Here is a 19,942-nt window from a genome sequence, read left to right as displayed (position 1 = left end):
CGGTGTCTCCTGTTAGCGACGATTGCCGGCGACGCGCGCCGCCAGCTCCTCGGCCGAGTAGGCCGCGCCGGACTTGCCCTTGTCGGTCGGCCTGCTGCCGTCCGGCGCGCCGGCTGACGGATCATCCGAGGCGCGCTGCGCCAGAGGCGGGATGCCGGCGGCGCCAGCTTTCGGCATCGCCGCCAAGGCGCGCTTCGCCTCATCGGCCGACAGATCGGTGGTGTCGGCCAGGGCAGCGGCCGCGGCTTCGCGGCCCTGCGCCTCTTCGCTGCCGACGATTGCCGCACGGCGCTCACGCTCAGCCTTGCGCCCCTCGGCAAGGCCGGCGGCATGACCTTCGGCCCGGCCGTCCTCACGAGCCTTTGCGACGGCGGCGTCGTGATCGGCCTTCAAAATGCCCGGCGAGGTTTCGGCCCCAGGCGCGCCAGCATTCATACCCATGCTGTGTCCTCCATCGATGCGCCGGGAGCCCCGGCCATTGCTGGTGAGAGATGCCAGCACCGCCGCTCGGGTGCCGACGCTGTCGGCGAGTTTCATAGCGATCGCTTCACGGTCGCCGGTCGCCACGTTGAGGGCCCGGAACATTCGGGCCTCGGTCGCAAGTGCGAGATCGGAGGTGAGCCCCCGGGCAGATCGCCCTGCGGCGACCTCGCGCGCGAACATCAGGCGGAGATCGTCGATCTCCTGCTGGATGGAGCCCCGGACATCCGAGGGGAGCGGGGCGAATGGATGCCCGTCGACCTTGTGCCGACCGGACGAGATGAGCGATATCTGCACTCCGACCTTCTCGAGCAGACCCGAGATGTCCATGTGCATGGTGTAGACGCCGATGCTCCCGACCTGCGCCAGATCATCGGCCAGCACGATCTCGTCGGCCTGTGACGCGAGCCAATAGCCGGCCGATGCTGCCATGCTGGTGACATGCGCCACCACCGGCTTCGCCGCCCGCGCGGCGCGGATCGCCCCGGCGGCGCCGAGGACGCCTTCGACGGTTCCACCGGGCGAGTTCACGGCCGCAACGATGGCTCGGATCGAGGGATCGTCCGCCGCCCGGGCGAACTCGGTCGCGATTGCGCCGTAGCTCGTCATCCGATAGCCGTCGCCGATCATGTCGCCGCGCGACACAAGGGGACCAGTGATCGGGATGATTGCGACGCCGCGCTCTACCTGATAGCGCGCCTTGGTACCGGCCGCGGCCATGGCGGCGCTCGCCTCCGGATCGCGAATGACGGCCTCGGCGTTGATGTAGGCCTGGACGACCTCGAGCGCGTGCGCCTCATGAACCAGGAGCGGACGCGCGGCGAGATGCGCGACGGCCTCTGCCGCCACGTTCGGATTGAGCGTCATGGTGGTCAGTCCTATCCGCCGGCGCGGAGCCCGAAGCGGGTGACGCGCCCGTTCTTGGCAGCGCACGCCGCCTCGAGCCGGCGCACCTCTTCCCGGAGCGCGTTGATATCGGCGCGGCCGAACACGACCTCGCGCTCGTTGTCTCCAGAGCGATACCGGACCCGTTCCGTCCGCGATCCGCCCAACATCTTGTAGTAGGCCTCCCGGAGGATCGGGAGGACGGCACAGGGATCTGAATAGTCGATCGGATCAGCCATCGCCGTCCTCTTCCTCGCGTTCGGTGAGCAGCGCATCGGCATCCGGATCCGCCTCGACCGTCTCGGCCTCTGGCAACCCGTACTCCCCGCGCATCTCGCGCTCGCGGGCGCGCTGCGCATAGACATCCTCGACATCAGTGCCGAGATCGTTGCAGATCGCCTCGTCGGTCATGACACCGAGGCGCTTCCAGATCTCGTGCGCCTTCGCCGTCTTCAGATCATCGGCCTGCGGCTTTGCCGCTCCATGCCACTCGGCGCGGCAAATCGCGGTCCGATTGGCAAGGAACGCCTCGATGCCACCGGGCAGATCGACGCCGCCGCTTTCGATTTCCTCTTCCAGCCAGGCCTCAAAGGCGGGCTGGCAGAACGGCGTCACAACATTCTTCCGCCGGTAGCGGGTGATGGCGAAGATCTCATTCACCGCCATTCGCACCGACGAATACGTCGCACCTTCATAGTCGCCGGTCGCGCTCTCGTAGGTGAGCCCGGCACATCTCGCCAGTTCCCGCAGCAGGTGGAGCGCGAAGTCCTTGTAGTGCGAAGTCGGATGCGCCGGGCTGTGGAACTGCAGTTCCTGACCCGGAAAGAGATGCGCGACGCGGCCGTTGATGCCCACGTCGATCACGCTCTTGTCGTACCAGCCCGCTTGCGCCTCGTACCAGACATCGAAGACGGTCGCGCCGGAGCCCAGGACCCGCGCCTGCTCCTGCGGGGTGAGGAGCGAGCGGAGCATGTCCTCTGTCGGCTCGTCCGACTTGATCGATGCCGCGAATACCGTCTGCACCAAGGCCGCCATAAGCGTCGCGTCGGCGAGCTGGTCGAACTGCCGGCAGAGACGAAGTGCCGGCACGAGCGGCGTGATACCCCTCACCTGCCCGGCGACACCATCGAAGACATGCACGAGCTTGGGGCGACCGAAGCTATCACGTGCGCGGAACTCGACGTCCTGCACGCCGTTGAGGCCAGGCGCGCGCGACCGCACGATGTAAGCGATCGGGCATCCGTCCTCGTCCATCCTGACGCCCTGGACGATCCGCTCGGCTTCATTCGAAAACTTCGACAGCCACCACGGCGGCAGGAGCTTAACCTTGGTGCCGTACTGACCTCCCGGTCGATACTTGAACCGGAGCTGCGAGACGATCTCGCCTGTTGCGAACCATTGCCGGAACGTTGCCGCCTGCATCTGCCCGAAGGTCCGGCGGCACTCGATATCGCATTCCAGCGGCGTGCGAGCCCAGAGCTCGAAACGCTGCTCGACGCGCCGGGCCCATGCAGACGTAGTTTTGCGATCCCACCCGAACGCGGACATATCGGGCGTCGAGTTGAGCCGCAGGCCTTCACCCACCGTATTCGCGACGGCCTGGTCGATGATGCCCGCGACCCAGCCCGAATTCTGGATGACGTCCAGCGCCCGGCCGATCGCCAGCTCGTAGGCGTCGGCCACGTCGTGGCGGGGCTCCCGCACTGGTGGCCGCCATGCGCCCATGACGATGCCCTTGTCACCGCGCATGTACGCCGCGCTCGGCGCCTGCCGACGCGGCGATGCCGTGACCGGGAGCCCTACGGCGCCGCGGATCTTTTCGATCAGGCCCATTCGAGTTCCCTATCGGTTGTTGAGCCTCGCCGACATGTTCGCGAAGCGATCTCGGATCGACCTGACCGTCGCCGGCGCCGCGGCCGGCGTCGGAGCGGCATCGGCCGCGTCACCTTCAGCCGCTACGCCGATTTCCTGATCAAGATCGGCCCCCTCCTCGCGCACGATCCCCGCCGGCAGGCGGTGAACACCAGCGAGGAAGCCGGCAACGGCCGCGAGCACTTCACAGTCGAACCAGTGGTTCTCGCGATATCGCTTGATCCACTTCGGCTTCCCGTTCGGGGCGATGATCCTCGCCTCCGACAGGAGCTGCTTGCCGTAGTCGTCGTCGACGTCCTCGGGCAGGTAGAAGGCACCGGGCCGGCCGACCGGCGTTCGCAGCCGGTCGTGGACCATCGTCTTGAAAAAATCCGTGTTGACGTGGACGAGCTCGACGGAGCGCGACAGCTTCTTGCCCGAGCTGTCCTTCTCGATCATCGCCACGTTCACCGGCTGGCTTTGCGTATCGTGCCCCTTCGTCGACGACACGAGCCGCGGGAACTTCATCGCGAAGCGATAGACCCGATGCTCGTCGCCGGCTGCCTTCTTGTCGGGCCGATATCCGGCGTCGATCATCATGCGCTCGATGTAGAGCCCGCCGATCGGCGTCAGGAGCATCTGCTCGAGCTTCTCCCAGACCTCGTCCTCGGCCGTCAGGCCGTAGAAGATGCCGGCCTTGATCAGCCACGAGGACGCCTGAGAGCCGAAGCCGCGGATCACGTAATGGAGCGTGCGCTTGCCGACGTCGACGCCGCACATGAGGCGCACGACCCGGCGGGGCACCTCGCCGGACTGGTACGGCACGACGCGGGCGCGGACTTCCTCCCATTCCGGGAGGTCGCCGCCGCCGCCTGTCGCGTAGAGCTCGCCGAAGCCGGCATTGATCGCGGTCTGGACCTTGTCGTCTTCGCCCGAGGCGACCGCCTTGAGGTAGCGCTCGACACGATCGCCCCACGTCACGAAGGGCGACGCGAGCCCGGACGCCCACATCGACCAGGTCGAGCTATCCGGCGGGTCGCCGTAGACGACGCCATTTTCGATCCACTGTCCGGGTGCGACGAACAGGCCGCGCTCGTTCATCTTGGCCTTGTCGTCGTCGACATGCAGGCCGCCGCAACGCGGGCACGCGAGATGCGTATTGCGCCGCGCTTCGGCAGGCGTGGCGCCGTCGGGATACCGGAGCAGCTTCGACCGCGGAATGAAATACTCGCCGCAGTGCAGGCACGGCCACGCCCAGTGGTACCGGGTCCCCTCCTGGAAGAGCCGCCAGATCGGACTTTCGATCTGGTCAGGCTCCATGACCTTCCAGAATTCGAGGCCGTTCTCATCCACTTCCGTCTCGCAGAGGCCGCGCGAGCACGTCGAGGTGACCGCGGTTGTGAAGTCGGCGAAGGTGTCGCCTCGAGCTTCGACGAGACCGAGCGGATCGCCCTGCCCCTTGATGTTCGCGAGCATCTCGTCGAACTCGTCGACAACGGCGAGCGCGGCCGGGTCCGACTTGAGCGCCGTCGAGGACCCCGCATGGGCGAGGCGGACGCGAACGCCGGCGACGCGCTTCAGGGTCTTCTTGTTCGCCTTGCCCCGGCTCACCTTCGCGGCGAGGGTCTTGGCCTGGTCGAACAGCTCCATGAGGCGCGGCTCGAACTGGTCGGTGAGGAACTCCTTCGACGGCCCGACGTAGAGGATCGGGGCCGGCCGCTGGTCGAGGCGCTGGCCGATGATGTCGAGGAAGCTCTCGGTCTTGCCTGCCTGCGCACAGGTGACGGCGACGACGCGCTTGTACCGGCCCGATGCGACAGCGCGACCGAACGGCACCATGTAGGGCGTCAGGTACGGATTGCGCTCGCCCGGCACGCCGGACGTCGGCGGATAGACACGATTGTCGGCGCCCCATTCGTCAGGTGTCTGCCTCGTCGTCGGCCGGATCAGGATCCTGGCTGTCGCCAAGACCCTTCTCAAGTTCCGCCGCGCGATCGGCCACGTCGGTGCGGATGGCGTCAATGGCGTCCTCGATCTTGCTCCTGAGCGCCGGGTCTCGCGTGACCTGCGCCGGCAGACCCTGCATCCGCGCGATCAGCATCCCGACGATCTCTTGCGTGTAGGCCGTGGCCTCCTGCCAGGGCACGAGCTCGCGCTGGTCCCGCGCCGTGCGCAGCTCGATCTGGCGCGCCCGCGCCCTGCGGACCGCACTCTCGCCGGCCGACTTCGTGCTGCGCCGATCCTCGTCTCGGAGCCACGCGACATAGCCGCGGATCGTCTCTTCCGCCGGGTAGGCTCCTCGGATCGACTTCGGGATGGCGCCCTCGCGAGAGAGCTGCCGCAGTCGCTCGGTCGTGAGGGCGAGGACGCGGGCCATGTCGCCCGCGGTCAGTCGCTCGGGCAACTTCCCCGTAGACGCCTGTTTCGGAACGCCTTTCGGCATCGCATCGCCCCTCCTGGACAGCGACGGACTTTGCGCAGACGCACGGACCTTCGCGAAAACCAAAGCCGGAATTTGCATTGTCGAAATATGCGAAAAGCCGGGGCCTTCGCGCCGTGGCCGGCGCCACGACCGGGAGACGGTCCCTTTTCGACCGATGCAACCGGCTGCGACCGCATCGACCGCGTGGCCCGGGCGGGGCCCTAGCGGCGGCGCGGCGGGGCTGAGGGGGCGGGCCGAGGAGCCACCATGCCCGCCCCCTGCCCTGTCCTCGTCAGCCGTAGCCGAGGAGGACGCGAGAGAGTTCGTGCGACAGGCGCTGCGAGAAGACCTTGCGGGCAGTCGCGATGAATACTCGGGCGGGCTCGCCTGCAACCATCTCCTCCGGGATCGTCACTTCGGAGCGGACGAGCCGGACCGGGCCGCCCCAGCGCTTGACCCCGGGCAGGCGCTCGAAAACCTGGCCGCCCATGTTGAGGGTCTTGCGGTTGGGGAAGCGGCCGCCCTTGATGAACGTGCCGGCGAAGACCTGCCGTTGACCACGAGGAGCAGCGGAGACGCCGCGAAGGGTCTCGCGAGCGCCGAAGTGCTTGAGCCTGATCTTGCCGCCACGGCTGACGATTTTGAAACCGTCGTCTGTGGTGACGATTTTGAGCGCCCGATGGATGACGCGGGGCTTGAGGCCGGTTGCCTTGACGAGGGCGGGCCGCATGGCGGTGCGCGTCTGCTCGCCTGTGCGCTTGGCTGCTCGACGAACGGCGGCCTGGGCCTTGGGGCCGGCCGCTGCGAACATGTTCGCGAAGCGGTCGATGGCTGAGGTGTCGACGGACAGCATCAGCGACGAACCAGCTTGGCGAGGGCGGCGTTCTTGAGCGCGCCGCTCCTGAAATCGGCCGCGAGGGTGCGCGCGTTGTACGCGAGCGCCGGCCGGATGCCGGAGAAGTTGCCCTGCCGCACCTGGGAGAAGGTCTGCTTGATGACATCGCCGCGCTTGCTGCAACCGCACATGACGACCTCCTGAAACGAATGCGGCCCGGGCGAGGTACCCGGGCCGCGCTCGACGCGCGTGACATGGCCGTGACGGCCCCTCGCGCGGAGACACTGAGATGAAGCGTTGTTCTCTGGGTGACTGGGAGGAAGGTTACCCGTGTCGCTCACTCGCTCGCCGCTGATCGCGGCTCGTTCGCGACACTAACCCACATTTCTCCCCTCTCCGCGCACGTGATGCCATTTTGCGCTCACCTGTCAACGGGCAATTGTGCATGGTTTTTTTAACGTCACCCCTCGACGGCGGCGGATAATCGCGCCGCTTCAGAGAGATGCCGGTAAATATGGGCAGCAAGTCTGAAGTTGAGCAATTGTGCATGTTTTTTTGTAACCGCGCGGCTTTTCTAACGTTCGGCGCGGTCTTTGCAACCGCCGCAGGCATGTTGCTTCGGGGTGATTTGCCCGGAGGGCTGCGAGAGGGCACCACGTGACACGGCAGGCGCCGCCAGTGACTGCGCTGTGACAAAACGGCGCCCTTCGCAACGCAGGCGTGCGGCGGCGTGACAACTAAGCTGGCGCGCGTGACAATCGCCGCGGTCGCGGCCTCACCGGCCGCCGACACCCTGGGGAGCACATCGACATGTCAGAACCACACACGGTGACGCTGCAGCACATCCTTGCCATTCGCAGTGTCGGCTACAATAAGATCGAGAGTTGCGCCAACGCGTACACGGTCTACGGCGTGCTCCTGATCGACGATCTGTCAGGATCAACGAAGCAGGTTGCAGGATCGTTGCACTTCTTCAGCGGCGGGAAACAAGACAATACGCTCGCCCTTGTGCCGACGGGTCCGGGCGGCCTAGACCGCTTCAAGGAAATGGGAGCTGACTTGAACGTTATCGACCGTGAACGCGTCATCGCCGCGAGGGCGATGAGCACCGAAGTTTGCCAAACGCTGGAGAGGCTTCTCCTCATCCCTCGCGAGACCAAGCTAGAGATGTCGATCTCGGTCGACTTGCCGGAGTTCTTCCTCGAAGGAGAAATCAGGAAGAGCGGCGAAATAACAGGCTTGGTGGTCGCGATCGTCAACGAGTTCTGACGCCACATCACGCCCGCCGGATAGCCTCGCGCTGCACGGTCCGCCACTCGCCGTTGGCGATCCGGTTGAGCGCCGCCGCCTCCTGCTCGCGCGTCATGGCGCCGTGCCGGATGAGGTATGCCAGCGAACGCCGCGTCGGGCCGCTGAGCCCCACCTTGGCGAGCGTGATCTTGCGGACCGGCGAGCCATCGCCGGCCGCATCCGCCAGGCCAAGCGCGGCCGTCATCTCGCGGTGCGACAGGCCGGTGTGCTTGAGCGCCGCCCTCATGAGCTGAGCGTCTCGCTCCCGCGCGGTCCGCTCCCGGAACGCCTCGGCTTCCTCGGCGGTGGCGAACCAGCCGGACGGCGCCGGCAGGCCTTCGAGCCACGCGCGGCACGCGGCAACACTCTCTTTCGCGTCGGGCGGGGTGACGCGCAGCTCCGCCACGCGGTCGAGCAGGGCGGCATCGCTGTCCGCCTCAAGGACGGCCGGCGCGACGCCTTCGGCAATGATGATCGCAACGGGCATGGTGCCCTCCTGTCATTTCGATGGGTTGGGGCCGCACTCGCCGCGCGGCCCCGGGTGTGGGGCGCTACCGCCCCACGATTTCCGTTTCGCCGTCCGGGTAGGAGACGAACACCGCCTCCTGATCCGTGTCGTCGAGGAGGCGTTCCGCCAGACCGCGAAGGGTCGAGCGGGCCTCGACCGTCTTCGGCGCCGCAGCGACGATGACCTTGACCGGCTCGACATAGAGGCGCTGCTCGGCGTTCATCCAGAAGCCCTCGGCGTTCCAAGCGGTCGCGCCGCCGAACGCGCCGATCAGCGAGCGGATCGTGCGCTCGATCACGGGCGCATTGTCGCTGCCGTCGTTGTCGTGGAGGGGGATGATGATCGAGGCTTGGTGAAGCATGCTGTCAGTCTCCTTTGTCGGATGGGCAATGTGCCCCGTTGACGAGAAGAACTTAGTGCATATTGCACTATGCCGTCAAGCCGGAAAGTGAACCGCAGCAAAGAAAAAATCGCACTATCGGACGGGCACAGTCGATTGCGCCAGAGCGGACGCGATGATGGTCAATCCAGCCTGCCGGCGGCGGCGCACGGTGGCGTCGTTCCACTTCATGCGCTGGCATAGCGCCTTGATCGAGACGCGCCGGGCCTGCGCGATGGCGACGTGCATCACGAGCTTCGCAAGGGCCGGATCATGGGCGAGATGGCGCCCCGGCCACGCGAGCGCCTCCTCCATGCGCGAGATGGCCGACGACGGAACCGGAAGCCGGATCCGCGCCGGCTCGGCCGTGCCGGCCTCCTCCTCGGCTGCCGCTTGCTCCTGCTGCGCGCGCAGGTCCTCGGCCTCGTAGACATAGGAGGGCCAGCCCTGCCCGTGGCCGCGCGCCACTTCCTTCTCGGGCAGATGGCGCAGCGTCTCGAAGGCCTGGCGCAGCCGGACGCCGACATATTCCGGCGTCCACGCGTCCGGCACCTCGTTCGGGTTGAGGCGCTGGAACTCGCGGAATGCGGCCCGGCGGCGCTCGGCGCGGGTCCGCCGGCGGGCGCCTTCATCGGCGCCATCGTCAATCACTGCATCGTCGCTCATATGAGCCCCCTATATCCCCGCTGCCCGTTCGATGGCCTCGCACTTGCACCTCGCCCAGGCGGCATCGATCCTGCGCCACATGCGGACGGCGCGCAGTCTCTCGGGCGATCCGGCCGGCAATTTCCAATACTCGCGATAGATTGGTCGGCGCGCGATGATCCGGCGGGCTCGGCGCTTGGCGAGGTTGTATGCCCCTCGCGTTTCCAGCGAGACGAGCGGCCAGTGCTTCGCGCAGATCCAGTCCGTGAAGCGGCCGGCCTTCGTCGTGCGCCGGCAGAACGGGACGCAGCATGGCAGGCGGTCGCTCATCATGCGGGTGCCCCCTTCCATGATCGGACGAACCGTCGTGCCTCGCGCCTACGACGGGCTGCCGTCGACTTCGAGAAGGGCGCCGGATGTCGGCGCCACGTGCGACCGTCGAGAAGCTTGCGGAGCGCCTTCTCAAGACCGGAGAGCTTTGGGGGCTTGCGGCGGCGCATCGATCACTCCACCGCAGTGTGGCTGGTTTCAATCTGCTTCGGCACCACCGGCACCACCGGGGGGTCAGCCTCTGGAAACCAGCGGGCGCGCAACTGCCTGCATACGGCACGGGCGATCTGCTCGCCCGTCATGCGCCACGCCATGCGCTCCATGAGCATCGGTGCGGTGTCCCGCGACCGGAAGGGGATGCCGTGCCGCTCGCACTCCCACTGGAGCTCCGCGCGCCAAAGCAGTTCCAGCAAGCGCAACGCATGAGGCTGTCGCATTGTCCGCGCCGGCAACCGCCACCGATACAGACCATAGGGCGAGATGTCTGCGCTCGGGTCCGGATAGCACCACGTCCCGTGGGGCCCCGCCGTTCTGTGGGGCCACGACAGGCGCGGCGTACCGTTGGCGTAGGGCTCGCGGTCGAACCAGCGTTCGTGCGCGACGACGATCGTATAGTGAGAGGCAGACGAGAATGCCTTGACCTGATCGCCGAGCCTGTCGAGCGTGTCGCGCTCCGATTTGATCTCGAAGAGCCAGATCTGCTCACGTTCCACTGCCGCCAGATCGGCACGCCGGCCGCCGCACTTCAGCTCATGGATCACGCGCGCGCGCGGCAGCTCGCGCCCGAGCCAGCCGGCGAGCGCTTCGCGGATCTCGCGCTCGGCAGCGGAGGCCATCACCGCACCTCCGGCATGGCGTTGTGCTCGCGGCCGTCGAGCAGGCGGCCGGCAGCTTTCTTGGCGACCTTCAGCATGTCGCAGCCGCCTCCGCCGTTCTCATTGGCGTTCCCGGCGCCCACGGAACCATCTGGCCAAACCGTGATGGTGTCCGCCGTCCACGGCCGGTGTGGCACCCACGCGCCCCACTGCTTGAAGAAGAACGCCGTGCCCGCCGCCGCGCACTGGTCGCGGATCGAGCGGGCCCAATCGGGATGCATCGGCCGGGCGCCGGGGCCGCTCTCGCCGCCGACGATGATCCAGTCGATCCGGTCAAGCCACGGCTCGAAGTCGATCGCGCCAAGCAGTGGCTCCGCCGAGATGAACCGCACGGCCGCCGGCGCCTCGCGCAGATCCGGCACGCGCTCGTTGGCGCGGCGTTGGTCCTCGGCCGAGACGCCGAGCCAGACGTTCGGCAGTGGCAGGTGCATGCCAACCCATCCGCGCTTGCCATCACATTCGGGCGCGTACCATCCTTGCCGCTCGTCTCCACCGACGCTGCTCATCAGCCCACCAAGTGCCTCACGGCGGTCCCACATGCCGTCGACGTAGGCCCGCATCCGGTCAGACCGCTTCGTCAGCACCTGGAACGTGTGCTGCGGACACATCGCCATGACGGCGAAGACGCGGTCGATCCATTCGTCGGGCACCGACTCGTGGAAGAGGTCCGACATGCTGTTGACGAAGATCCGGCGCGGGCGCTTCCAGCGCAGCGGCGCCGTCAATGCCCCGTCGACGAGGTGCACTTCGCCGGTCCAGATGGCCTTGCCGTTCATGATCCGCGTCGTTCCGAAATAGGGGGTGTCGGCCGGATTGCCGGTGCGGCCCTCGGTCATCCGCTTGATCCGATGGGCCATCTGCATCGCATAGCAATTCGTGCAGCCAGGGGAGACGACGGAGCAGCCGGCGAGGGGGTTCCAGGTCGTCTCAGTCCATTCGATCTTGGTGTTGGCGCCCATGGTCAGTGCCCCCCAGTCGATGCGTTCTCCGCCTCGGCCAATGCCAGCTCCGCGGTCTTGATCGCGCTGTCGTTGACCAGGTCCATCGCCGTCTTGAGTGTGGCGAGATACGTGGGGCCACCTTGCTTGACGATGACATTCGCGAGGATGCAGCCGAGTAGGGCGGCGACTTCGCCGGTGGCACGGCCGATTGCTTTGGCCTCGCATGCCAAGAGGTTCGGCTCGTGCTTGAACAGGACCTTGGACAGTTCAACGGAAAGGCTGTCGGACATCGCCGCCTCCTACTGAATGACCGAGAAGCAATTCGGGGTCGTGCACTGCGCGTGCAGATGGCCGTTGCGCGGGGAGCGGGACCAATGCACCCGGCCGACCTTGCAGGCGGGGCAATCGATCACGCCGCCCTGGCCCTTCGGGATCGCCGCCATGACGATCCGGACGCGCTCATGGCTTTCATCGACCCATGCGCGCCAGGCTGCGCGCTCCTCATCGGTGTAGTCTTCGCGCAGCGGGCAATCGATCCTTGCGCGGAACTGGCTGCCAGCCGGCAGGCAAGGACTGGCTTCGCCCGGTCCCGAGATGTCGATCCCCTTGGCGCATCGCGGGCCGGTGCCGGAGAGGAACCCGTCGAGATCGAAGCTGTAGTGCCGGCAGTGGTCGCTGGTGCAAATCGGCGGCGAGAAGTCGGGAGCGTCACCCATCGGCCGCCTCCATGTTGTCGATGTTCGCGAGGACGGGCCGGAAGCCGTAGACGGCGACAAACGGGTTTGCCTCCCATGAGCCGGGGCCGTGGAGGCTCTCCCAAAGGGCCGCATACCAGCCGATCGGATAGGCATCCCGTACCTCAGCTATGCCGGTCTTCGCGCGGTCCTGGGGAGCCGGCCAGCCCTCCGCCTCTGCATCGTCCTCACTGATGTCCTGCAGGCGCTCGACGCGCACGTCGGTCACGAGGAGCGTGATGCGGCTCGCCCATCTCGGCATGAACCGGGCGTGGCGGTAGCGGCCATCTTGGAGCGGCAACCTAGTCGGGCCGGCCTCATACTGGATCGGCTCCTCACCGCCCATCTCCGACGGCGAAAGGTCGTCATAGGCTCGACCGGTCCGCCACGCCTCCTTCACCCAGAGGCGGTCGCCAACTCCATGCGTACGCGGCCAGCGATAGCTGCGGTCGTTGGCATCAAGCGCGGTGACAACGCCATCCGCGATAAATGCTGGCGGGTCGTCGCATGCGCCGGTGAGATACCGCCGCGTCTGCGTCTTGCCCGTGCCGGGCTGCTCGATCTCGCGCAGGATCGCGCGGACCATGAGCGGCGAAAATGGGATCGGTCGGTCAGTCATGCCGCTTCCTCGCTGGTGAGCAGGTCAAACAGGGACGGCACCGCGAGCTGACGCTCGGCGGCTTCCAGGTAACGGATGCTGTCGCGCCAATACTTCGCTTCGAGTTCGGCGCCTGCGCCGAGGCGCCCGCGCAGGACCGCGCGATAGGGCACCGTGCCGATGCCGGCGAACGGGTCGTAAACGAGCTCGCCGCGCATCGAGTAGAGGTCGATCAGGCGGTCAACGATATCGAACTGAAGGGGGCAAACGTGCTGCTCACGCCCTTTCGCCGCCTGGTCGGTGTTGAGGGTGAGCATCCGGTTGATGTCGGTCCAGACGCTCGGGTCCGCGCTGTGGGGCGGCACCGCCATGTAGGTCTTCGGAAGCGCATCGATGGACGCGAGCGCCTCGGCAACCTCGACGTGACGGCCGTAGTCGTAGACCGTAGCGAGGTTCTCCTCGCGCCAGTGCGCGATGATCGCCTGCATGCCACCCTTGCGCCCGGCCAGTGCCTTCCACTCGTCGGGTGCCAGCAAGCGGTTCCCGGACGATTGCCAATAGCCGTGCGCATCAATCTGCCACCGCGCGAGACCGTATTCCTCGGCGGACTTGATCACGGGATCATCTGCATATCCCCGGGAGCGGTCCGACTGCGGCTTGCAGAACATGAGCACGAACTCTTGCGAGCCCGCCCCCATCTTCGTCGCATCCTTCAGCATTTCGCCATAGCTGAGCCGGTACGTCTGGTTGTTCTCCCGGACGACGTCTGTCGTGATGACGCGCATGCCCATGTAGAGAAAGCCGTGCGCCCGGAAGTGCTCGATCGTGTCGGCATGAAAGGGCTCGACGGTGTACCGACCCGTCCCCGTCACGCTGCCAAACTGGATCCTGTCCTTGACGTGGACGCACGCGACCCGGCCGGGCTTGAGCACGCGCAGCAGCTCCGGCGTCAGAAAGTCCATCTGCCGGAAGAAGCCGGCATTGTCATCGTTGTGGCCGAAGTCGTTGTAACTGGCGCAGTACTCGTACTGGGTTCCGAAGGGGATGGACGTGACGACGAGGTCGACCGAATTGGTCGCCATCCGCCGGGTCTCATCGACGCAGTCATTGTTAGCAACGCGCCAGTTCTCGCCGGCGGCTTCTTGCCGGTCGATGCCGATGGAGCGCGTCAGCACATCGAAGCCGGACAACTTGTCGAGGCCATGCTCCTTGATGAGAGCGGACATGGTCTCCCGGAGTTCGCGATCTTGCGCCCACTTCCGTTCCAGGTCGCGCCGCACCTCGCGCTCGGTCTCCGCATAGATCAGGTCGATCTCGACCGGATACCGCTGCCCATACCGCTGCAGCCGGTGCACCGACTGCAGGAAGTCATGGAACTTGTGGCCGATGCCGGCATAGATCGCGCGGTGGCAGTGGCGCTGCAGGTTGCCGCCAGCGCCCAGCATAACCGGCTTCGCGGCAAGGTCGGTGATCTCACCGGCCTTGAAACCAACGATTGTCTGCTCGCGCTCGTCCGGATCCTGCGTTCCGTAGACGCTTCGGGACTGCGGCAAGGCAGCCTCGATGGCCCGACGCTCATCCTCGAGATCGTGCCAAAGGATGAAATGATCTGCCGGCGAAGCGCTGCGGATCTCGACAAGCTTTTCGATGCGCCTGGAGAGCGTGTTGCGCTTCTCGCGTGCCGTCGCCTGAAGGCCAACGGCCGCGTCGCGCATCAGTCGAAGCTGCCCGTCATCGTCGGCCCCAGCGTCCGCGATATCGACCTTGACCTCATGCCAGCGGACGATGAGCTCGGGCAGGATGTAACCCTCGTCGGAATGGCCGAGGTCCGACGGCTGCTGCAGAAAGATCGCCCAGCTGTTAAGCCACAGAAAGAACTCGCGCGTCTTGTGCGGATAGAGCGTGAGATCGCCGGCCTTCGTGCTGTTGCGCTGGAAGAAGCGCGTTAGGGCCTGCCCAGTGTCCATGATGCCGAGGAAGCCGGCGTAGTGGATCAGCTCCTTGTAACGGTTGGGCGAAGGCAGCGCCGTCGCGACATACCGGAACCGAACGTCCTCGAAGAGCGGCAGGAACTCCTGATAGGTCTTCGAGCCATAGCTCCGCAGCACCGCAGCCTCGTCGAGCGATGCGACCGTGAACTCGGCAGGGTCAAGTTTGCCTTCGCGGATCGTCTCGTAGTTGGTGAGGTAGAGCCCCGTCTCGTCGGCATCCTCGATCCGCCGGATGAACTCCGGCACCGTCGACCAGCCCAGAATGTTGCGGGCGTCGTCGCGGAACTCGATCCGCACATCCTGCGGCATCACGATGAGACCGCGGCCGCCGGCGCGCTCAAGGATGAGCCGGCTCGTTTCCAGTTCCATCACCGTCTTGCCAAGGCCGAAGCGGGCGAAGTAGGCGCGGCGCCCACCGGCGACACCCCAGCGGACGATATCCCGCTGGTGCGGCTGCAGCGCCGGGTTGATCTCGTCTTCCGAGACTTCGAACCCGGTGCGAGGCGCCATCTTGACCTTCGTCTCGAGAAACTGCCGATAGCGGTCCACGGTCACGAGGATGACCTCCGGCGATGCGCCCAGGCGCGGATTTCGGGATAGGTGACGCCCTGCAGCGCGCGCCAGGCGCGCCGGCAGGTCTCAAGGTCGAAGAACGCGGTGTGCGTCTCCTCCCGCGACAGGCCGAGCCTCTCGGCGAGGAAGGCGTACACGCGGTTTCGGGCCGCCCGGACGATCTTCGCGCGCGCGGCGCGATCCTCGGGCTGGTAGCCACCGGCCTCGATCGCCGTCATCCAGAGCGGATCGATCATCTGGTCGTGCAGCAGCATGCGGGCCCGGCGCAGCTCGGCACCGGCCGGCGTGCCAAGCGGCCGCGTCGTGCCGGGGTGGCAGCCGACGTAACCGTCGCAGCCGTCGCACCGCCAGATCGGCTTGTCGTGCAGGTCCGGGCGGTGCGAATAGACCTCGCGCCCGTTCGTGAGCCGGCAGACGAGGTGGCACGCCGGGCAGACGGGCGCCTCGGGAAGAGCTGATCTGGCGGCGTTACGCATCAGCTCCGTCCCGCATCCTGCGGAAAGTCTCAAGCATCCGCAAAACGGTCGTCTCATCGACCTTTAGGGCCAGCCCAATTTCCGCGGTGTTCCAGTCCTTCGCCCACAACAGCGCGACGGCGGCACACATCCTGTCCAGTTGCAGATCGCCGGTTTCCTTGCACCTCGCGGTGTAGGCCGCCTCGAAGAGCCGCTCGGCATAGGCTGTGCGGGATAGCCCCGCCTCCTTGGCCATCTCTCCAAGGCGGTCGTACATGATCCGCGAAACCGTGATGGTGATTTGCCGACGCTCGATCAGACCCGGATTGATCGTCCGCGCTGGATTGAAAGCCCCTTCCTTGCTCATGGCGCGACATCCTGTTGCAGGGGCAACCGTTCAGATCGCTCGCGCCGTCGCCTGTCCCGCTCCGCGGCGGCTCGGGCCGCCTTCTCCTGTGAGCGCTTTGTCGTGCCGAGCGCGTAAAGGACCGAGGTGTGGTTGATGCGGAAGATCTCGCCGATCTTCACGCTTGAGAGGCCGCGCTCATCCTTGACGCGGCGGATCGCCTCCCGCTTGGCGGCAAGCGTCTTCCGGTCCTTGCAACGACTACGGACAAGCGCCTCGGGAACCCCGTGGCGCTCGGCGACTTCGCGGATGATGTCGAGGGTCGCCTCGTGTGGGGTGCGGATCGGCTCCATCACACCCCCTCCCCGGCGAGCGTAACGGACACAGTCACCGGCAGTCGGGAGCGCATGCCGAGCTCGGCCGCGACGGCCAGCGCGTCGCGCGGGTCCTCGATGTCGGTGATCGCCCCGGCCTCCCCGTCGGCACTGCGGCCGTACACGGTGAAGAACTCGGCGGCCCCGGCGGACTGTCCACCGGCAATCATCGTGCCGGCCGGGTCGTCCGTGCCGTTGAGATCGCGGCAGCCGGCGAGTTCCAGCGACGTGAAGCGCGACCAGTCCGGCTCGGCATGGTCGGTGCAGCAATTGAAGAGGCGGGCGCCCGTCACAGAGCTGGCGCTGTCGGCTCGCGAAGCGCTCCGTTTCTCAATGCGCTCGGAGCCCCCCAGTGCGGCCGCTTCGGAGAACTCAGCCGGCACGTTGGCGGCGCCGCCCCACGGGTCGGCGTCGCCCTCAACGACGCCGTAGATGAACGTGGCCGTCGGGTCGAAGGTCTCGACGTGCGTCTCAACCTCGCCGTTGTCGACCATGTCGACGGCCTTTCGGCAGGCGTCGGCGAAATCCTCGGCTTCGACCACAATCCGGGCGCGACGGTCGCTATCGTAGAAGGCGGCGATGGCGGTGAAGGTCTTCAACATTGGCGTGTCCTCCAAACACTGTGCGGTTAGATTAACCGCATCTGAGACGAACGACAACCGAAAAACGCGGTGAATTAAACCGCATCAAACGAAAGGCAGGTCGTCGTCGTAGGCGGTGGGCACGGCCGGCGCCGACGCCATCGGTTCCGGCGCCGGTTCGCCGGCGAGGCGTTTGCCGGTGAGCCAGACGTAATTCCCTGCCTTGCCGATGATGCCGCGCCGCATCAGGGCCTCGCCGTGACGCTTCAGCGCCTGCCGGACGGCCGCGGCCCGCTTCTCTTCGTCGCCCTCGTCGCCGAACCAGGTCGCGGCGAAGCGGTCGCGAACGTGCTTGTACTCGACGACGCGGATCGAGTTGGGCAGCGGGACGCCCGCCGGCGGCATGATGCCGTGGCTATCGAGCGCGTCCTCGATCGCCCGGCGGAACATCTCGGCCTGGTCGGACAACCGGGGGCCGCGGTCGGGCGACCGTGCGTCGACACCTTCCAGCGCGCCCATGTCGGGCGCCTCGACGACGCATGACGTGATCGGCTCGTCGTACTTGTTCCGGCCGATCTCGACCTGCCGCAGCACGAAGCGCCATTCGAGGCCGTCCTCGCCGTCCTTCTGCTTCGTCACGAGCGCGCGCTTGATCTTGCGCCCCTGCGCGTCCTTCACGATCTGGCCGGGCTGCCCCTTGTGGCCCTCGGTCGTGACGTGGTCGATGTCGATGACATTCTCGACGTCCGCGAAGATCGACGTGTGCCCGCGCGGCTTATTGCCGACGCTGTTCTTGTGGTGGACGATCGTCACGGCCCCGCCGGTCGACAGCACCATTTGCTGCGCCCTGCGCAGGAGCCGGCTGACATCCTCGCTCGTGTTCTCGTTCCAGCCGGGCGCCACTGCCGAGAGCGTGTCGATGACGATGAGCGCGAGCGGCAGGTCGAACATGGCCGCGATGGCCCGCACCTCGTCGATCAGCGCAACCATGTCGTCGTCGTTCCGGAACAGGTCGACCGGCTTCGTCAGCACGACGAAGGGGATCGCCTCGTCGGCCGGAATGCCGTGATACTGCCGGTAGGCTTTGAGCCGCTTGCGCACGCCGCGCGCGCTCTCGGCGGCGATGTAGATGACGAGGCCGCGCTCGACACGCCGGCCGAAGAACGGAACGCCCCTGGCAACGGCCATGCCGAGCGTGATCGCCCAGAATGACTTGCCGGTCTGGCTCGCCCCGACGATGAGGGACCGCTCGCCTTTCGTCACCATGCCGTCGACGAGCATCTCGTATTCGTCGCCGGTCTTGTCCAGGTCGCCCCAGAACACGGCACCGAAGCGGCTCCGGAACTCCGGCGTCAGGAACCTGGCGGCCTCCGGCTCCCAGTCTGCGAAGGCGACGAGCGGCGGGAGGTCCATCATGCTGCGTCCCGCTGCTGCTCGGAGTAGACGTCCGAAAAGTCCTTGCCGTCGGGTGCGATCGTCACCAGCACCTCGAGCCCCGCCGCCTGAAATTTCCGTCCGCCCGTCAGGAGATGCGCCCGCGTTGCGAACGGCTCGCTGTCGCCGTCGCCGAGCAGGATGACGCCCTTGACGCCGACCGGCATGACGAGGCCGGGGCGTTGCGGATCCGGGACGCCGTTCTGGATGGTCCGCCCCCGCACCTTCGGATGGGGCATGGTGTCGAGCGACGCGCCCGACAGGTTGCCGAGGCTGCCGGCGGCGGCCACGCCGCATTCCTCCGGCCCGATCCCGAGTTGCCACCAGGCGAGCGAAGTCTCGATGCCTTCGCCGATGGCCATGTAGGGCATGATCGGACCGAGGCGGATCATGCCGTTGGCGTTGCCGTACATCTTCTTCGCAGCGTTGCGCGTCCGGTCGCCCGGCGGGACGAGCTTTTTCGGTTCGACCGGATCGAGATAGGTTCGATGGACGCCGATGATCTCGCCGGCGGCGTTGCGGATCGCGGCGATCATCGCCGGATATTCGCCCAGCTTCTCCTGCTCCTCCGCGTGCTTGTCGGTGAAGCCGAGGTAAGGCAGCGACGGCATGAACCGCAGGTCGCAGGCCTGTTCCGACGACAGCACGAGATGACGCCGGCGCATGTAGGCCTCGGCATGGGAGCCGAAGAACGGCCCGGCCTTCTCGAAGAGGTCCGCCGCCCCGTTCATCTTGCGACGGCGCTCTTCGTGGAGCTCTTCCTCGCGCTGCCGCTCGGCCTCGCGCCGCTCTTCGCGGCGTTCGCGAACCACGGCCGGATCCGGCGGCCGGCTGTCCCGGCCGGGAGGCGCCTCGCCCGTCAGGAGCTCGCACGCCGGAAGGAACTCGATGTCCTGGCAGTGCATCACGAGGCCGATGGCGTCGTCGCCGCCGCGGGCGCCGCGGCAGTTCCAGACGTGCTTCTTGGGGTTGATCGAGAACCGGTCGGTACCGCCGCAGGCGGGGCACGGGCCGATCATCTCGGGGCCGCTGCGGCGCAGCTTGGCGCCAACCATGTCTGCTGCGCGATCGAGCGGCACCTCGCGGGCGCGCGACACCCAGTCGTCGAAGGCGAGATCGTCAGAGCCGGACATGCGCTGCCCTCACCCGTTCGCCGGTGCGCGCAAAGTGGCGCCGCTCGATCTGCTGGATGCTGTTGCGGTGCATGCCGAGCATCTTCGCTATTCGTGTTTCAGGGATCTCGGTGCGCCGCAGGAGGTCGATGATGAGGCGTTCCCGCCGCTCGATCACGCGGCGGTCCTGCGTGCGCCGACCGATGGCGTTTGTTGCAAGATCGAGCTGCTGCGCCGCCTCTCTGATGAGGTAGGCCGCGAGCCGGTAGTCGTCTTCGCGCTTCATGTTGCCTCGCCCCGCGG

General features: G+C 66.8%; 25 protein-coding genes. 1 reads left to right on the top strand and 24 read right to left on the bottom strand.

Annotation, left to right across the window (positions count from 1 at the left end; all coding sequences use genetic code 11):
- Positions 1-12: 12 nt before the first annotated feature.
- The 7 genes from ASC46_RS19550 to ASC46_RS21415 all read right to left on the bottom strand — a co-directional run bounded on the left by ASC46_RS19550 (position 13) and on the right by ASC46_RS21415 (position 6,664).
- Entirely contained in the window at positions 13-1,347 is a 1,335-nt protein-coding gene (locus ASC46_RS19550; protein WP_055460971.1) for a S49 family peptidase, read from the bottom strand.
- An 11-nt stretch (positions 1,348-1,358) separates the two neighbouring features.
- The gene (locus tag ASC46_RS19545) at positions 1,359-1,604 is read right to left on the bottom strand and encodes a hypothetical protein (protein ID WP_055460970.1); all 246 of its coding nucleotides are present in this window, start codon (positions 1,602-1,604) and stop codon (positions 1,359-1,361) included.
- Complete coding sequence (locus tag ASC46_RS19540) at positions 1,597-3,198, bottom strand: phage portal protein (protein WP_055460969.1); 1,602 nt, start codon at positions 3,196-3,198, stop codon at positions 1,597-1,599. Before ASC46_RS19540 ends, ASC46_RS19545 begins: the two co-directional genes overlap by 8 nt.
- Positions 3,199-3,207: 9 nt before the next feature.
- On the bottom strand, positions 3,208-5,184 hold the full coding sequence (locus ASC46_RS19535; RefSeq protein WP_055460968.1) for a terminase gpA endonuclease subunit: 1,977 nt from the start codon (positions 5,182-5,184) through the stop codon (positions 3,208-3,210).
- Entirely contained in the window at positions 5,135-5,659 is a 525-nt protein-coding gene (locus ASC46_RS19530; RefSeq protein ID WP_141659724.1) for a hypothetical protein, read from the bottom strand. The genes ASC46_RS19535 and ASC46_RS19530 overlap by 50 nt, the downstream gene beginning before the upstream one ends.
- Positions 5,660-5,930: 271 nt before the next feature.
- On the bottom strand, positions 5,931-6,491 hold the full coding sequence (locus ASC46_RS19525; protein ID WP_055460966.1) for a hypothetical protein: 561 nt from the start codon (positions 6,489-6,491) through the stop codon (positions 5,931-5,933).
- Entirely contained in the window at positions 6,491-6,664 is a 174-nt protein-coding gene (locus ASC46_RS21415; protein WP_157672359.1) for a hypothetical protein, read from the bottom strand. The genes ASC46_RS19525 and ASC46_RS21415 overlap by 1 nt, the downstream gene beginning before the upstream one ends.
- Before the next feature lie 619 nt (positions 6,665-7,283).
- On the opposite strand from ASC46_RS21415, the gene ASC46_RS19520 reads away from it, so the two are divergent.
- Entirely contained in the window at positions 7,284-7,742 is a 459-nt protein-coding gene (locus ASC46_RS19520; protein WP_055460965.1) for a hypothetical protein, read from the top strand.
- Positions 7,743-7,749: 7 nt separating this feature from the next.
- Here ASC46_RS19520 and ASC46_RS19515 read toward each other — a convergent pair whose 3' ends face one another.
- The 17 genes from ASC46_RS19515 to ASC46_RS19435 all read right to left on the bottom strand — a co-directional run bounded on the left by ASC46_RS19515 (position 7,750) and on the right by ASC46_RS19435 (position 19,925).
- Positions 7,750-8,250: a hypothetical protein gene (locus ASC46_RS19515; RefSeq protein ID WP_055460964.1), complete on the bottom strand. Its 501-nt coding sequence runs from the start codon at positions 8,248-8,250 to the stop codon at positions 7,750-7,752.
- Positions 8,251-8,314: 64 nt separating this feature from the next.
- Positions 8,315-8,632, bottom strand: coding sequence for a DUF3574 domain-containing protein (locus tag ASC46_RS19510; RefSeq protein ID WP_055460963.1), 318 nt, complete (start codon positions 8,630-8,632; stop codon positions 8,315-8,317).
- Between the two features lie 114 nt (positions 8,633-8,746).
- Positions 8,747-9,316 (bottom strand): DUF6362 family protein, encoded by a 570-nt coding sequence (locus ASC46_RS19505; protein ID WP_055460962.1) that lies wholly within the window; start codon positions 9,314-9,316, stop codon positions 8,747-8,749.
- A 9-nt stretch (positions 9,317-9,325) separates the two neighbouring features.
- Positions 9,326-9,628: a hypothetical protein gene (locus ASC46_RS19500; RefSeq protein WP_055460961.1), complete on the bottom strand. Its 303-nt coding sequence runs from the start codon at positions 9,626-9,628 to the stop codon at positions 9,326-9,328.
- Between the two features lie 170 nt (positions 9,629-9,798).
- Positions 9,799-10,461: a hypothetical protein gene (locus ASC46_RS19495; protein WP_055460960.1), complete on the bottom strand. Its 663-nt coding sequence runs from the start codon at positions 10,459-10,461 to the stop codon at positions 9,799-9,801.
- Positions 10,461-11,459 carry a DUF5131 family protein gene (locus ASC46_RS19490; protein WP_055460959.1) on the bottom strand — a complete coding sequence of 333 codons (999 nt, stop codon included), beginning with the start codon at positions 11,457-11,459 and terminating at the stop codon, positions 10,461-10,463. The genes ASC46_RS19495 and ASC46_RS19490 overlap by 1 nt, the downstream gene beginning before the upstream one ends.
- 2 nt (positions 11,460-11,461) lie before the next feature.
- Complete coding sequence (locus ASC46_RS19485) at positions 11,462-11,731, bottom strand: hypothetical protein (protein WP_055460958.1); 270 nt, start codon at positions 11,729-11,731, stop codon at positions 11,462-11,464.
- A gap of 9 nt (positions 11,732-11,740) precedes the next feature.
- The gene (locus ASC46_RS19480) at positions 11,741-12,157 is read right to left on the bottom strand and encodes a hypothetical protein (RefSeq protein WP_055460957.1); all 417 of its coding nucleotides are present in this window, start codon (positions 12,155-12,157) and stop codon (positions 11,741-11,743) included.
- Positions 12,150-12,794 carry a hypothetical protein gene (locus ASC46_RS19475; RefSeq protein ID WP_072249617.1) on the bottom strand — a complete coding sequence of 215 codons (645 nt, stop codon included), beginning with the start codon at positions 12,792-12,794 and terminating at the stop codon, positions 12,150-12,152. Before ASC46_RS19475 ends, ASC46_RS19480 begins: the two co-directional genes overlap by 8 nt.
- Entirely contained in the window at positions 12,791-15,319 is a 2,529-nt protein-coding gene (locus ASC46_RS19470) for a DNA methyltransferase (RefSeq protein ID WP_245280635.1), read from the bottom strand. The genes ASC46_RS19475 and ASC46_RS19470 overlap by 4 nt, the downstream gene beginning before the upstream one ends.
- Positions 15,316-15,813, bottom strand: a complete 498-nt coding sequence (locus ASC46_RS19465; protein WP_055460955.1) for a zinc-finger-containing protein — start codon at positions 15,811-15,813, stop codon at positions 15,316-15,318. The genes ASC46_RS19470 and ASC46_RS19465 overlap by 4 nt, the downstream gene beginning before the upstream one ends.
- Positions 15,806-16,159: a hypothetical protein gene (locus ASC46_RS19460; RefSeq protein ID WP_055460954.1), complete on the bottom strand. Its 354-nt coding sequence runs from the start codon at positions 16,157-16,159 to the stop codon at positions 15,806-15,808. Before ASC46_RS19460 ends, ASC46_RS19465 begins: the two co-directional genes overlap by 8 nt.
- A complete protein-coding gene (locus tag ASC46_RS19455; RefSeq protein ID WP_055460953.1) occupies positions 16,156-16,491 on the bottom strand; it encodes a hypothetical protein in 336 nt (111 codons plus the stop codon). Before ASC46_RS19455 ends, ASC46_RS19460 begins: the two co-directional genes overlap by 4 nt.
- The gene (locus ASC46_RS19450) at positions 16,491-17,114 is read right to left on the bottom strand and encodes a hypothetical protein (RefSeq protein ID WP_055460952.1); all 624 of its coding nucleotides are present in this window, start codon (positions 17,112-17,114) and stop codon (positions 16,491-16,493) included. The genes ASC46_RS19455 and ASC46_RS19450 overlap by 1 nt, the downstream gene beginning before the upstream one ends.
- Before the next feature lie 84 nt (positions 17,115-17,198).
- Positions 17,199-18,509 carry an AAA family ATPase gene (locus ASC46_RS19445; RefSeq protein WP_157672358.1) on the bottom strand — a complete coding sequence of 437 codons (1,311 nt, stop codon included), beginning with the start codon at positions 18,507-18,509 and terminating at the stop codon, positions 17,199-17,201.
- The gene (locus ASC46_RS21410; protein WP_055460950.1) at positions 18,506-19,660 is read right to left on the bottom strand and encodes a DUF7146 domain-containing protein; all 1,155 of its coding nucleotides are present in this window, start codon (positions 19,658-19,660) and stop codon (positions 18,506-18,508) included. The genes ASC46_RS19445 and ASC46_RS21410 overlap by 4 nt, the downstream gene beginning before the upstream one ends.
- Positions 19,647-19,925, bottom strand: a complete 279-nt coding sequence (locus ASC46_RS19435) for a hypothetical protein (RefSeq protein WP_055460949.1) — start codon at positions 19,923-19,925, stop codon at positions 19,647-19,649. Before ASC46_RS19435 ends, ASC46_RS21410 begins: the two co-directional genes overlap by 14 nt.
- Between the last annotated feature and the right edge of the window lie 17 nt (positions 19,926-19,942).

The sequence above is a fragment of the Chelatococcus sambhunathii genome, assembly GCF_001418005.1.
In the GTDB taxonomy this organism is placed as follows: Bacteria; Pseudomonadota; Alphaproteobacteria; order Rhizobiales; family Beijerinckiaceae; genus Chelatococcus_A; species Chelatococcus_A sambhunathii.
The sequence above is the reverse complement of the archived record's forward strand: the minus strand, read 5'-3'. Positions and strand labels throughout refer to the sequence as shown.

What these genes read in the sequence shown, in the direction of transcription:
- ASC46_RS19550 (WP_055460971.1), bottom strand. Translation starts at nt 1,347, where the DNA reads ATGACGCTCAATCCGAACGTGGCGGCAGAGGCCGTCGCGCATCTCGCC.
- ASC46_RS19545 (WP_055460970.1), bottom strand. Translation starts at nt 1,604, where the DNA reads ATGGCTGATCCGATCGACTATTCAGATCCCTGTGCCGTCCTCCCGATC.
- ASC46_RS19540 (WP_055460969.1), bottom strand. Translation starts at nt 3,198, where the DNA reads ATGGGCCTGATCGAAAAGATCCGCGGCGCCGTAGGGCTCCCGGTCACG.
- ASC46_RS19530 (WP_141659724.1), bottom strand. Translation starts at nt 5,659, where the DNA reads ATGCCGAAAGGCGTTCCGAAACAGGCGTCTACGGGGAAGTTGCCCGAG.
- ASC46_RS19525 (WP_055460966.1), bottom strand. Translation starts at nt 6,491, where the DNA reads ATGCTGTCCGTCGACACCTCAGCCATCGACCGCTTCGCGAACATGTTC.
- ASC46_RS21415 (WP_157672359.1), bottom strand. Translation starts at nt 6,664, where the DNA reads ATGTGCGGTTGCAGCAAGCGCGGCGATGTCATCAAGCAGACCTTCTCC.
- ASC46_RS19520 (WP_055460965.1), top strand. Translation starts at nt 7,284, where the DNA reads ATGTCAGAACCACACACGGTGACGCTGCAGCACATCCTTGCCATTCGC.
- ASC46_RS19515 (WP_055460964.1), bottom strand. Translation starts at nt 8,250, where the DNA reads ATGCCCGTTGCGATCATCATTGCCGAAGGCGTCGCGCCGGCCGTCCTT.
- ASC46_RS19510 (WP_055460963.1), bottom strand. Translation starts at nt 8,632, where the DNA reads ATGCTTCACCAAGCCTCGATCATCATCCCCCTCCACGACAACGACGGC.
- ASC46_RS19505 (WP_055460962.1), bottom strand. Translation starts at nt 9,316, where the DNA reads ATGAGCGACGATGCAGTGATTGACGATGGCGCCGATGAAGGCGCCCGC.
- ASC46_RS19500 (WP_055460961.1), bottom strand. Translation starts at nt 9,628, where the DNA reads ATGATGAGCGACCGCCTGCCATGCTGCGTCCCGTTCTGCCGGCGCACG.
- ASC46_RS19495 (WP_055460960.1), bottom strand. Translation starts at nt 10,461, where the DNA reads ATGGCCTCCGCTGCCGAGCGCGAGATCCGCGAAGCGCTCGCCGGCTGG.
- ASC46_RS19490 (WP_055460959.1), bottom strand. Translation starts at nt 11,459, where the DNA reads ATGGGCGCCAACACCAAGATCGAATGGACTGAGACGACCTGGAACCCC.
- ASC46_RS19485 (WP_055460958.1), bottom strand. Translation starts at nt 11,731, where the DNA reads ATGTCCGACAGCCTTTCCGTTGAACTGTCCAAGGTCCTGTTCAAGCAC.
- ASC46_RS19480 (WP_055460957.1), bottom strand. Translation starts at nt 12,157, where the DNA reads ATGGGTGACGCTCCCGACTTCTCGCCGCCGATTTGCACCAGCGACCAC.
- ASC46_RS19475 (WP_072249617.1), bottom strand. Translation starts at nt 12,794, where the DNA reads ATGACTGACCGACCGATCCCATTTTCGCCGCTCATGGTCCGCGCGATC.
- ASC46_RS19465 (WP_055460955.1), bottom strand. Translation starts at nt 15,813, where the DNA reads ATGCGTAACGCCGCCAGATCAGCTCTTCCCGAGGCGCCCGTCTGCCCG.
- ASC46_RS19460 (WP_055460954.1), bottom strand. Translation starts at nt 16,159, where the DNA reads ATGAGCAAGGAAGGGGCTTTCAATCCAGCGCGGACGATCAATCCGGGT.
- ASC46_RS19455 (WP_055460953.1), bottom strand. Translation starts at nt 16,491, where the DNA reads ATGGAGCCGATCCGCACCCCACACGAGGCGACCCTCGACATCATCCGC.
- ASC46_RS19450 (WP_055460952.1), bottom strand. Translation starts at nt 17,114, where the DNA reads ATGTTGAAGACCTTCACCGCCATCGCCGCCTTCTACGATAGCGACCGT.
- ASC46_RS19445 (WP_157672358.1), bottom strand. Translation starts at nt 18,509, where the DNA reads ATGATGGACCTCCCGCCGCTCGTCGCCTTCGCAGACTGGGAGCCGGAG.
- ASC46_RS21410 (WP_055460950.1), bottom strand. Translation starts at nt 19,660, where the DNA reads ATGTCCGGCTCTGACGATCTCGCCTTCGACGACTGGGTGTCGCGCGCC.
- ASC46_RS19435 (WP_055460949.1), bottom strand. Translation starts at nt 19,925, where the DNA reads ATGAAGCGCGAAGACGACTACCGGCTCGCGGCCTACCTCATCAGAGAG.